Raw genomic sequence first — 12,886 nt, forward strand, 5'->3', positions numbered from 1 at the left:
TAAATTCGGTGAATAATTCAGGATAAATATAGATTTGAGAAATTCACTGGGTAACCCTATTATAGATTCTCGTTATAATATTGATATAAAAGTAGTTAAGAAGTAAAATTTTTAGATGTAATTTATATGATGGAGAGATTTATGGTGCAAATAAATTTACTAATAGTTAAAACTATAGTTAGTAATCTAAATTCAGACTTTAAAATAAGTTCTATATATATATCATATGATGAATTAATAGAAAGTCCCAATATTAATGACATCCATTTAAAAAGATACAATGGTATAACTTTTGAAGATTATAGCAACGGAACTGATAAATTCTACACTATACAAAATTCAACAACTACATCATGTGAAATAGCATTTAATTTAAGAAAAGAACTTAATATTTCCGATACTATTTCTATAATGTTAAATAAAAACCTTAAGAATAATCTTAGTGAGATCATAACGGATTATGGTACAATAACAACTTGTTTATTAACTGCATTTAATAATAGTGGGTGTAACAACAATATTATCCATTATCAAATTCCAAGCACTCCTGGAAATTATAGGATTCAATTATTAGAATTAAATGAAACTGATATTAGTAGCAATAATATTACATCCAATATAATTAAAGTAGTAAATCCAATACAGGAAGCTGAAGTTCCCGAACAACCTTATGTTGAAAATAGTTTATCACATCCATTAAGTTTTCAAATATTAAATGTAGTAGATTGTGACAATAATTTAATCACAGCAAATTTCATTACAGTTTTAAGAGTTAAAGTAATACAATAATTCTTTTATTTTTAAAAGCTATGAGGTGGTAAAGTGAGTGAATATAATGCTATTTATGTTAGAAAAGTTATTTATCTATCTAATAGTATTGTTATATATTTTAATACGCCTATGATGAGATTCCAAAAACACAGCTATCTCTTACCATCCAATTATTCCATTGTTGATAATTCAACTAGCGGTACTCAACAAAATATTTATATTTTAAACGAAAAAAGTACAAGGGTTGAAGAAATAAGTCAAGGCTTTGCAGTGAAATTTACTATATATAATAATAACGATGTGTTTATTAAAGGTAAAATTTTATGTGTTGGATTTATATTCTTAACCATAATTAGATATATAATATCTCAAGAAGGAAATATAAATAACTTTTGTTCTAAGATTACCTTAGGTGATTCATCAAAACCATTAGATATATCAAATGGTCATATTATATTAGATGAAGATAAACTAATTTATTCATATAATGGCAATAATGAATTTTCTCGCAAAATATATAATGAAGATTTTTATGTTCAAATAGGTGAGAATAAAATAATTCCTAAAAAAGTAATATTTAATTGTTTAGAAAATAATGAAGTATTTTTTTTCTTTAATCATGGCGAAATTCCTACTTCTAGGGAACTGTATTTCTATACTGTGAATAACCCCAAAACAAGAGATGCATTTAACCTCCCTATCTTAGGAAATAAAAGGTTACGTTTTGGAGAAAATGATACTATAATCTTACAACCCGGTGAACTAATTCCCTATACTAGTAAAGACATAAATAAAAACTTTATTATAAATGTTTCCAATGAAAATCCAAATCGCTTTTATGGATATAATGATAAGACTATAACTATAAATGGATGGGTAATAGTTAAAGGTGAAACCTTAAATCCGGGAGTACAGGTATCATTTACAAACATTAATATAAATGGGGATATGACTACTGAATTATGTAATGGAACTATGATATTATCAAATGTTCAAATAGATTCTCTTCTAGCAAATAAAATTTAAACTATATAATGATACTATGTAATTTAAATAAAGTTTAAAAATAAACCTATAGTATATGTAATAATATGAACATATACTATAGGTTATTTTATAAGATAATCTAAGATAATGTAACTTACTACTTAGAAATCCTTGCTACTCCCATTTCTCTTGCTATTCTCATAACTTCCTCTGCTACTTTGCCTGATACTCTCTTGTCTAAGGCATTTGGGATTATGTTTTCTTCATTTAATTCTTCTTCTGGAATTAGGTTTGCTAAAGCTCTTGCTGCAGCTAACTTCATTTCATCGTTTATTTCTGTTGCTCTAACTGTAAGAGCTCCCTTAAATATACCAGGGAATACTAGAACATTATTAATTTGATTAGCAAAATCTGAACGGCCTGTTGCTATTACTCTAGCCCCTCCTAATTTAGCTTCATCTGGCATTATTTCTGGAGTTGGATTAGCCATGGCAAAAATAATTGCATCTGAATTCATAGTCTTTACATCCTCTGCATTTATCATGTTAGGCCCAGATACTCCTATGAACACATCAGCTCCTACTAAAACTTCTTTTAATGAACCTGATTCTTTATTTTTATTAGTAACTTTTGCTATTTCCTCATGGGATTCAAATAAGCAGTTGCCTCCATCATAAATAGCACCCTTCTTATCACACATGATTATATTTTCTGCTCCCGCCTTTAAAAGCAATTTACAGATAGCAATTCCAGCAGAACCAGCACCGTTTATTATTATTTTAACATCTTTAATATTCTTCTTAGTTAACTTTAATGCATTATATAAACCTGATAATACAACTACTGCAGTTCCATGTTGGTCATCATGGAATACAGGAATATTTAATTCTCTTTTTAAAGTTTCTTCTATATAAAAACATTCAGGAGCCTTTATATCTTCAAGATTTATTCCTCCGAATACAGGACATATTAATTTTACAGTTTTTATTACTTCTTCTGGGTCTTCACTGTCAATACATATTGGAAAAGCATCTACTCCAGCAAATTCCTTAAATAATAATGCCTTTCCTTCCATTACTGGAATTGAGGCTTCTGCCCCTATATTTCCAAGTCCTAATACTGCTGTTCCATTTGAAACTATAGCTACAGTATTAGATTTTATTGTATAATCATAAACCTTATCTCTATCCTTAGATATTTCAATGCAAGGCTCTGCAACTCCAGGAGTATAAGCTATAGATAAGTCTTCTCTTGTATTAACAGGAATTTTACTTATAACCTCTAGTTTTCCCTTCTTCTCCTTGTGCATTTTTAAAGATTGTTCACCATATGACATAATTAAATCCTCCTAATTAAAATAATCTATTTTTTTGAAGATGCCTTATTTAAGTAATCACAATAAGGTGCTATAGGACACTGATGACACTTTGGCTTTCTAGCATCACATATTTTTCTTCCATGCCAAATAATATAATGATGTGCATCACTCCACATGTTCTTTGGTATGTACTTCATAAGTTTTTCTTCAACAATTTCTACATTATCTCCAGGTGCAAAACCTGTTCTATTAGAAATTCTAAACACATGGGTATCTACAGCTATAGCAGGCACTCCAAAAGCATTAGATAAAACCACATTAGCCGTTTTCCTACCTACTCCTGGAAGGGCTATAAGTTCTTCCATAGTTCTTGGAACTTGACCATTATGTTTTTCTACAATGGATTTACATGCCCCTAATATATTTTTACTTTTATTTTTATAGAATCCACAACTATGAATCTTTTTACCTAATTCTTCTTCACTTAAAGTTAGTATAGCCTGTGGAGTATTATACTCCTTATATAATTCCTTTGTAACTATGTTAACCCTCTCATCTGTACATTGAGCAGAAAGTATAGTTGATACTAAAAGTTCAAAGGGTGTTCTAAAATCTAACCCGCAGGCAGCTCCTCTATAGGTCTCTTCTAATATTTCTAAAATTTTCTTTCGTTTTTCTTTATTCATAAAATCACCTCAATAAATTTCAATGATTGTAGTATTCCTAGTTAGTTCACTTCTATTATATCAGATTTTTATTATTTTACTTAATTAAATAAGGGTTTAATTAATATGATTTTGTTTAAAAAGAATAATATTATTTTATAAACAAATACTATATAAAACTTAATACAATAAGGAGGATTATTAAATGGATAATGCAATGTTTTGTTATCAGTGTGAACAAACTGTAGGAGGAAAGGGATGTACTAAGTTAGGTGTTTGTGGTAAAACCCCTGAAATATCAAATTTACAAGACTTATTAATTTATCAGTTAAAAGGAATCAGTTGTTATGCTAAAGATTTACTTGATAATGAGCAAGTTATAGATAAATCAGTGGTTAGTTTTGTAGAAAATGCTCTGTTTACAACTTTAACTAATGTTAACTTTGATGCAGCAAGTCACCTAAACATGCTTAAAGAATCACAAAAGATTAAAGAAAGCCTAAGAAGTAAGGCATCTACCGATAAGACGTACCCTGATCAAGCAACCTATAATTTAAGTAAAACCAAAGAAGAAATGCTTAAGGATGCCGTTAAAGCTGGCATTATGTATGATGGAGATTTAGATGCTGATATACGTTCTTTAAGACAAACTATTGTTTATGGTCTAAAAGGTGTAAGTGCCTATGGACACCAAGCTAGGTTTCTAGGTTACTATGATGACCAAGTTGATAACTTCTATTTTTTAGGATTAGAATGTACAACTAATGATAACTTATCTGTGGAAGAGTTAATTAGAATGACTATGAGAACTGGTGATATAAGTGTAGCTGTTATGAAAAAACTTGATGAAGCTAATACTGAAAGTTATAAAAATCCAACTCCTCATCTAGTTAATGTTAAAGTAGAAAAAGGACCTTTTATAATTGTTTCTGGTCACGATTTAAAAGATTTAGAGATGCTATTAAAACAAACTGAAGGTATGGGAATAAATATATATACCCATGGTGAAATGCTTCCTGCTCATGGTTATCCTGAACTAAAAAAATACCCTCATCTAGTAGGAAACTATGGTAGTGCATGGCAAAACCAACAAACAGAATTTGATAACATCCCTGGCTGTATACTCATGACTACTAACTGTCTTATGAGACCTAGAGAAACCTATAAGGATAGAATATTTACAACTAACGTAGTTGGATGGGATGGAGTTAGACATGTCACTCTTAAAGAAGATGGAACAAAGGACTTCTCTGAAATCATAAATAAAGCTTTAGAATTAGGTGGATTTACTGCTTCTGAAGACAGAAAAGAAATTCTTGTAGGTTTCGGTCATAAGGCTACCTTAAGTAATGCTGGTAAAATTGTTGATGCAGTTAAAAAGGGTGAAGTGCGCCACTTCTTCTTAATAGGTGGTTGTGACGGTGCAAGACCTGGAAGAAACTACTATACAGATTTTGCAAAAATGGTTCCTGAGGATTGTATTATCCTTACTTTAGCTTGTGGAAAATATAGATTTAACAAACTTGAATTTGGTGAAGTAGCTGGACTACCAAGACTTCTTGATGTAGGTCAATGTAATGATGCTTATTCTGCAGTAAGAATTGCTACTGCTTTAGCGGATGCCTTTGAGACTGATGTGAATGGCTTACCATTATCCATTGTACTATCTTGGTATGAGCAAAAGGCTGTAGCTGATTTACTAGCTTTATTGTCCTTAGGAGTTAAAAATATATTCCTAGGACCTTCACTTCCTGCATTTATAAGTCCAAATGTACTTCAATACTTAGTAGATACCTTCCAATTAACTCCTATAAGTACACCAGAAGAGGACTTAAAAACTTGTCTTAAACAAAGAGTTAACTAATATATTAAATGGTAGCCCATAGGACTACCATTTATTTTTATATTTTTATATAGTTCACAAAAACTTACCCTTGTGCAATCAGCTTGTCTTTTTCAAGAATGTGACTTACTAACCACTGATTTACGAATTCTAATAAATCAAGAATATATTTATGTTGATTCTCATCAATTTTATTTAAATCTATTTCCTCTAATTTCTTTATAAAGTTATCGTGATCTATTTTTTGAGTAAACATTTTTTTATAATTTATACTCTCCATATAGGCTTCTTCATCTCTAAAGTGAAGAGCAGCATACCCTTTTAATTCTTCAATTAAATTTACTATTCTATCATATTTATCAATAATGAACTCATTATTTAATAACTCATAAATTTTATCAGCTATTTCAAAAAGCATTTTATGTTCATTATCAACAATCTCTATTCCTGTTTTAAATTCTTCCTTCATTTCGTACATTTAAATTACCCTCCAAGTTCTCTCAATAGCACTAGTAAAATGCGTTCAACATGAATTTATTGAACTATTTCACTCTAGGACTACATAATACCATATAAGCCAATATTATTCTATAACTTAAAGTAATAAAATGGTGTATAATCTCATAACTTAAACTTTTATTACTTATTATTTATTTTCATTATTATCTTATCTTGAGCCTGAAGTATTTCATCCAATTGAACACTTCCTAACTTTCTTCTAGCCTCTACAAAATCAATATCTGGAAATATATCTTGAATATAATAAATAACCCTTGGTGAAGCCCCTAATATAGCCTTACATAGAGTATCCATATCTAATTTACACAGAACTGTTTTCACTCTTTCCCTATCTATACTAATAATATCTTCAAAACTAAATAGTTTCGTAGATATTTTGTTAAATAAATATATGTCATTTTCTTGTATTGTCATCATTAATCTAGATTTTTCAACATCTTCAAGATTCTTTAGTAATTCTATTATCTGTTCTTCTACACTTAAGATTTCTTTGTATGTTTTTTCTAGATAGTAGGATATTTCCTTCCAAAGTTCTTCTGTTACTTGTCCATTTCTAATAATTTCTTCATAATATTTGGTCCTTAGCTCCTCTGACAGCAATGACACAAAAAAAGTTAAATTCATAAAAATTCCCCCATAAACCCAATTCATATAAATAAATATATAAGTATATACTCGTACCATTTTCCTAAAAATTAAATAATAACCTGTATTTGTTTCAAATAATTAACAATTATCACTGAACTACTTTGTGTATGCAGACAAAAACCTACAAGAGGAATTAAATTTAGTTCTCTTTTAAATATTAAATAAAAATATGGCATGGTAGTCACATGATGACCTCCATTCCTTTACAAATTTAAGTACCTTCATTATCATAACTCTTTTAAATTCAGCAAGGTGAAGTAGATTAGTTCTTATTAAATGAGGTATAATATATTTAAAAAATATAGGAGGCAATATGTTTTGGCACATTACGGGAATCTTCAAAAAATAAGGGATGGTAAAAGAAAATATGGTATAACACCTCATATTCCTGGAGGTTTTATAACTCCAGAAAACCTTGAAAAAATAGCTAAGGTAGCTAAGAAGTATAATGGAGTTATAAAAATAACATCTGGACAAAGAATCTTAATAACTAATTTAGAGGAAAATGATCTACCTCAAATATGGGAGGAACTACATATGGAGCCCGCTGTTAAAACTCAAAATTCCGTTAAAAATGTAGAGATGTGTCCAGCAGGATATTGTAAAAGATCAAAATTTAATACAATTGGTATAGGTATGAAATTATCTAAAAAATATCAATGGATGGATATGCCTTGTAGAACTAAAATAGGTGTAGCGGGATGCAGAAATGCTTGTGGAAGTGTTTATAGTAAAGATGTGGGTGTTATAGCAGATATTAATGGTGAACTCATGGTAACAGCAGGTGGTTCAGCTGGATATAACCCTAGGATTGCAGATATTATAGCTAATGATTTATCAGAAGAGGACACTTTAAAATTAGTAGATGCTATATTTGATTTTTATAAAGAAAATGCTCATGATGGAGAAAAATTAAGTTTTTTTATTGAAAGAATTTCAATAGAAAACTTTAAAAAAGAAGTTCTAAGTAGGTTTTAGAAATTTTTTATGATTTTAGTAAATGATGAAGAAAAGATTAACCATGTATTATAAATAAGCTAATTAAAGGCAAATAACAGGAGTTTTTATTAACTCCTGTTATCTTTTCCCTTTATTATTTACTCACTTCTTCTAGTTTACCCATAAATAGTATGGTTCCACTTTCTTCATCTTCTATAATAAATACAAAAGGTCTATCAGCTATAAACTCTTTAGGGTCATCAATTATTGGCATTGCAGTTTCCCTAACTTCAACTATAGTAGCTGCAGCTGCTTCACTTCCCTTTTCATTTACTTCTATCTTTCCTTGATGTAAAACGCTACTAACACAAATCTCTTCCCTTATTCCACTAAGATTAGCTCTATCACTAAAAATATCCTTCATTCCTAGGGCCACTAGAGGTCCTTTTAATTCTTTAGTTCCATATTCCATTTCAAACTTCGGAAAGCTTACATTAACAGCTTCCTGCTCTTTTCCAATGGATTTTTTTATAGAATTCCACTTATTCATATCTAAATTATTTATAAAATTATCTATATTTAAACCTTCCTTTGGTAGTACTGTATACATAGATACTTTTCCACTATCATAAGGCATTTTTATAGCTTTAAAATCATCCTTTTCTCCATAAAAGGTTTTATCATTAGCCGCAACCTTCCTCATAAAATCTATCTCTGATTTTTCTCCCTTTGAATTTGTAAACTCACCTATAATATTATTATTTGTATCAAAGGGTTCTTGCCATTGTCCCTTGAAATATATAGCATTAATTAAATACATAATAACATCACCATCAATAGGACCTTTTAGCATATCTTTAATCATGTTATTAGTAGATTTTTCAATCCAATTATTAATTTTATCCACAGATGAGGATTTAGAGAAGTCCAAGTTATCCACTTTTGCACCAAAGATATCCTTATTAATGTTTATAAATTCTTTATTTATATTCTGACCTTCTCTTATCCATATAGAGTTACTTAGATTTAGCTTTACATTTTCATCTATATTCTCCAAGTAACTATGAAGAATTTTATAACTATTATTTATCTTATCATCAGACATCCCTTCATAGCCTAGTACCTTATTCATCTCTGCCTTTGTATTCTCTTTAGCTCCATTATAGGTCATAGTAAGTGCCATGGAAATGCTCAAAGGAGATATAAACACATTCTTATTATTTTCATCCTTTGAGATTTCTTTGAATATATTAAATGCAAATTTATTATTGCCATCAACCACTTCTTTATCCACCTCTTTATCTGGAATTTCTTCTCTATTTTTACCAGAAAATTTCTCACATCCAATTAAAGAAGTAGCTATTATAGCTATAAGCATTAAAGAAATTATCTTTTTTATTTTCATAACCTCACCTCTAAATTTAGTTTCACTTTATATACGCTGTTAAAGTGTTATAGTGCTATTTTTTATATTATTATAAATCTAATATTTTATAAATAAATAAATAATATAAACCTCTTACAGATTACTCCTTTAAGTATCTATAAGAGGTTTTTATATAATATTTTAAATTTATAAACTAACAGTAGTTTCTTTTTCAATAGATATATTTACTTTATTTGCTGCTTTAAACATTATAAGTCCAAAAATAAACATTACCACAATTCCTGCTACCCCAGCCTTAGAGCTTCCTGTTATATGGGTTGCTATACTCATAAGCATAGTTCCCATGAAAGCAGCCCCTTTGCCAAATATATCATATAGTCCAAAGTATTCACTGGATTTCTCCTTAGGAATAATTTTTGAGAAATAAGATCTTGATAGTGCTTGAATTGCCCCTTGAAATACTGCAACACATACTGCAAGAATCCAGAATTCCCATGCTTTATCTAGCTGTAATGCAAATATGGTTATTGCTATATACCCCATAATTGAAGCTGCTATTAACTTATCACTTTTAAATTTTTTAGATAATCTTCCAAATAAAATAGCACAAGGAAAGGCAACTATTTGAGTTAAAAGTAATGCTAATAGTAAATTACTATCTGTAATTCCAACATCTTTTCCATAGGATGTGGACATGCTTATAATTGTATGAACTCCATCTATATAGAAGAAAAATGCAAGGAGGAATAAGAAAATCTTCTTGTTTTTTCTAATGTTTAAAAGAACCTTACCTAGCCTCTTAAAACTTTCTGCCACTGGCTTATTTCCTTTTTCAACATAATACTTTTGTTTATAGTTCTTTAGTAGGGGCATTGTTATTAGTAACCACCATAGAGCAGTTAATAAAAAGGCTGTCCCCGTTGCCATTGCAGTTGTAAGTCTAATTTTATCTGCAAAAAGTACAAGGAGTAAACTTACTGTAAAAGGAATACAACTTCCGATATACCCCCAAGCATATCCATGAGATGATATCTCATCCATTCTATCATCAGTAGTTATGTCATTGAGCATGGCATCATAAAAAATAAGACTTCCTGAAAACCCAACCTTTCCTATGACAAATATAGCTAGAAATATAATCCATGGTACCGGAAGAGCTAAAGCTGCACAGCCTAACACTCCAAACATCATGAATAATGAAAATAGTGGTTTTTTATAACCTTTAGTATCTGCTACGGTTCCAAGAATAGGTCCAAGTATCGCTACAATAATTGTAGATAAGGATACAGCATAACCCCAGTAAGCTGTTGAATCTGATGGTGAAATTCCTGATAAACTTGCAACATTTTTAAAGTAAATAGGAATTATAGTAGACACCAACATGGTGAAAGCTGAGTTTCCTACATCATATAGAATCCACTGCTTTTCTAACTTAGTAAATTTACTCATTTTACCCCTCCTATAGAAAATTTCTATTGAAGAATTCCCCTAGGTTGTCATTACTTTTTATAGCACTATAGTACTCTTCAACTCTATGTACTGCCTCATCTATAGCCTCTTCATAAAGGTTTAAAAGCTTTTTATTTATTTCTATACACTTTATATTTGGTTCTACATTAATTATCATACGGCTAAAGCCTTCTCCACCTTTAATTAAGCCTAATAAGCCTTTTATAATCTTTCTTTTCAAATTGTTTTCACATAATAGTAGTTTATTATAAAACCTTACAGACTTAAGGCATTTATATATTTCTTTTCCACTAACATTATCATAAATGCTAGCAATATGTGCTGCTATAATCTTATTAGGAATAATATGAGCTCCTGCACTATGCCTTTGTGGACTTAAATTATTTCTCCTCATTAATGCTCCATCTAACTCTGCTTCTATTTCAGCATGAGACATATTACTTTCCTTCATAGCTTCTGCAATAAAAGGATGACAACTACTATCAAGGACAAAGTGGCATACAAATCCTAAAATATAAGAGAGACAAATCTCATCCTTACTTTCTTTAATATACTTTTTCGACCTTTCTAAAAATCCATAGGCCTTTTCATCATGTAATCTATGTCCATACTTAATTATTTCATTCTTAAATAAGGGCTTATAATAAAAAAGTATATCTGGACCATTAAGCCCTATATAATATGCTTCTTTATTTTGGGTTATAATATCTTTTATCCCATGGGGCAGTTTTTCTAAGACAGTATGTCCAAAACTATAGTGAGTATAACTTGCGGGCATATAAATCCACCTTTCAAATTTCATAAATATTCTGACTTCTATTATAATTATATATTTTTTATGTTTTAAGTGAGTTATATTAAGGTAAAATTCTTGTAAATCCTTATACTATTAATATTCCTAATTTAATTATAAAAGCACCAGCTAATTAAAGCTAGTGCTTTTATAATTTATTCCACTATGAACTGCCAATTACCCTCTTGATGAACTAAAATATTATTTACCTCCATATATATTTTTCTTAAAAATCTTTCTGTAATACTTAAATCTTCATTATCTAGGTATACCTCACCTTGCTGATTTTCCATATCACCCATGGCACCACCAGTTCTAAAATTTTCTCTTACCATAAATATTGTTCTGCTTTCATCATAATTATTACTAAAGTCAAAGTGTATAGTATACTCTCCACCTTTATTTGTGATAGAAGCAGCTTTAATACTATCTTGAAGCCCTTTAAGTTTAAAGTCTTCATTTATTTCAGAAGTTTCACCCTTCTTAGGAATTTTTATAGCTAATTTACCTCCTTCGTTTAAAACATAATTTATATCTATATCCTTTATTTTTATATCTAATTTGCCTTTGTAAGGATCTAGTATTTTAAAAGCTCTCCCAGTTCCATCATTAGCATTTTCTATAGATAGTAAAGTACCTTCTTCATCTCTAACTTCAACTTTTCCAATGGTATCTAAACTAATGGTGTAATCTTCACGCTGTTTATAATCTATATTACTCCATATTTTAAAGTATCTTTCTCCTTCTTCATAATAACTAGTTGCCCCTAAAAGAACTTCTTTATCTATGGCATTTCCACCAATTTCATCATAACTATTTTTAAAATCTACCTTTTTTAAATTAAACTCACCTATATCTTTATCCTTATAGTGCAACTTAAAATCTGTTATTAAACCCTCACCCTGCTGAAAAGTAAATCCTGCATATCCTCCACTTGCAAAGCTAGTTAATCCTACATTATACATATTTCCATCACTAGTCTTTAATTTTAAGTTGTTTATTATTTCTCTTTGATCCCCTATGCCTTCAGCTTCTGCATCCTGGTTAAACCACATTTCAACATATATATTCTCACCATCATTTGTAATACTTTTTACTAATGCAGAACTATCATCAATATTAATTCTTACTGGTTCTTCTAGCATATATAGCTCTTTATCAGCTTGCTGTTTTATAATACCTTGGGAAGGAGTAAATATTAGTTTTTCAGCTATCTGTGCAATGACTTCCTTGCCTAAAGGGGACATGCCTATTAATAGGGCTAATATAGCTACCACCGCAGCCACTTTATACTTCTTCCTAGATCTTTGCATTTTCCCGTTTTTCTCTTGATTTAGCTGTATTTTTTCTTCCTTACTTTTTTCTTTATTTACTTCTGTTAAATCAATACTATCATTGCTTTCATAATTATCTATATTTACTAATTTCTCTTTCAAGGATTTCTTTAATCTCTGTTTTTCAACTTCATCCATAGGAATTTCTTCAAACTCACTTATATCAAAATCAATCTCATTAAATTTATCATATATATCCTTATTCTCCATAA

General features: G+C 29.6%; 12 protein-coding genes. 4 read left to right on the top strand and 8 right to left on the bottom strand.

Annotated features, from left to right (window positions below; all coding sequences use genetic code 11):
• The first annotated feature begins 141 nt into the window (after window positions 1–141).
• A complete protein-coding gene (locus B3J31_RS13035) occupies window positions 142–789 on the top strand; it encodes a hypothetical protein (RefSeq protein WP_346874078.1) in 648 nt (215 codons plus the stop codon).
• 33 nt (window positions 790–822) lie between these two features.
• Window positions 823–1,797, top strand: coding sequence for a hypothetical protein (locus B3J31_RS13040; RefSeq protein ID WP_346874079.1), 975 nt, complete (start codon window positions 823–825; stop codon window positions 1,795–1,797).
• 118 nt (window positions 1,798–1,915) lie between these two features.
• Here the strand turns inward: B3J31_RS13040 and B3J31_RS13045 are convergent, their stop codons facing one another.
• Both B3J31_RS13045 and nth read right to left on the bottom strand, forming a co-directional pair.
• Window positions 1,916–3,094 (bottom strand): NAD(P)-dependent malic enzyme, encoded by a 1,179-nt coding sequence (locus tag B3J31_RS13045; protein WP_346874080.1) that lies wholly within the window; start codon window positions 3,092–3,094, stop codon window positions 1,916–1,918.
• Window positions 3,095–3,120: 26 nt separating this feature from the next.
• On the bottom strand, window positions 3,121–3,762 hold the full coding sequence (gene nth, locus B3J31_RS13050; protein WP_035129586.1) for an endonuclease III: 642 nt from the start codon (window positions 3,760–3,762) through the stop codon (window positions 3,121–3,123).
• Between the two features lie 184 nt (window positions 3,763–3,946).
• Here nth and hcp point away from each other — a divergent pair, with 184 nt between their 5' ends.
• The gene (gene hcp / locus B3J31_RS13055) at window positions 3,947–5,605 is read left to right on the top strand and encodes a hydroxylamine reductase (protein WP_346874081.1); all 1,659 of its coding nucleotides are present in this window, start codon (window positions 3,947–3,949) and stop codon (window positions 5,603–5,605) included.
• 64 nt (window positions 5,606–5,669) lie between these two features.
• Here hcp and B3J31_RS13060 read toward each other — a convergent pair whose 3' ends face one another.
• Window positions 5,670–6,062, bottom strand: a complete 393-nt coding sequence (locus B3J31_RS13060; protein ID WP_035129589.1) for a bacteriohemerythrin — start codon at window positions 6,060–6,062, stop codon at window positions 5,670–5,672.
• Window positions 6,063–6,223: 161 nt separating this feature from the next.
• On the bottom strand, window positions 6,224–6,727 hold the full coding sequence (locus tag B3J31_RS13065; RefSeq protein WP_346874082.1) for a FliG C-terminal domain-containing protein: 504 nt from the start codon (window positions 6,725–6,727) through the stop codon (window positions 6,224–6,226).
• A gap of 342 nt (window positions 6,728–7,069) precedes the next feature.
• Here B3J31_RS13065 and B3J31_RS13070 point away from each other — a divergent pair, with 342 nt between their 5' ends.
• Complete coding sequence (locus tag B3J31_RS13070) at window positions 7,070–7,729, top strand: NAD(P)/FAD-dependent oxidoreductase (RefSeq protein WP_414632871.1); 660 nt, start codon at window positions 7,070–7,072, stop codon at window positions 7,727–7,729.
• 115 nt (window positions 7,730–7,844) lie between these two features.
• Here B3J31_RS13070 and B3J31_RS13075 read toward each other — a convergent pair whose 3' ends face one another.
• From B3J31_RS13075 to B3J31_RS13090, 4 genes are all read right to left on the bottom strand, one after another.
• Window positions 7,845–9,095 (bottom strand): serpin family protein, encoded by a 1,251-nt coding sequence (locus tag B3J31_RS13075; protein WP_346874084.1) that lies wholly within the window; start codon window positions 9,093–9,095, stop codon window positions 7,845–7,847.
• Between the two features lie 168 nt (window positions 9,096–9,263).
• Complete coding sequence (locus tag B3J31_RS13080) at window positions 9,264–10,526, bottom strand: MFS transporter (RefSeq protein WP_346874085.1); 1,263 nt, start codon at window positions 10,524–10,526, stop codon at window positions 9,264–9,266.
• Between the two features lie 10 nt (window positions 10,527–10,536).
• A complete protein-coding gene (locus B3J31_RS13085; protein WP_346874086.1) occupies window positions 10,537–11,325 on the bottom strand; it encodes a zinc dependent phospholipase C family protein in 789 nt (262 codons plus the stop codon).
• Between the two features lie 170 nt (window positions 11,326–11,495).
• On the bottom strand, window positions 11,496–12,884 hold the full coding sequence (locus tag B3J31_RS13090; protein WP_346874087.1) for a hypothetical protein: 1,389 nt from the start codon (window positions 12,882–12,884) through the stop codon (window positions 11,496–11,498).
• Window positions 12,885–12,886: the final 2 nt, after the last annotated feature.

Origin of the sequence: Clostridium sp. UBA5988 (assembly GCF_002435615.1) — a bacterium.
Taxonomy (GTDB): Bacteria; Bacillota; Clostridia; order Clostridiales; family Clostridiaceae; genus Clostridium_J; species Clostridium_J sulfidigenes.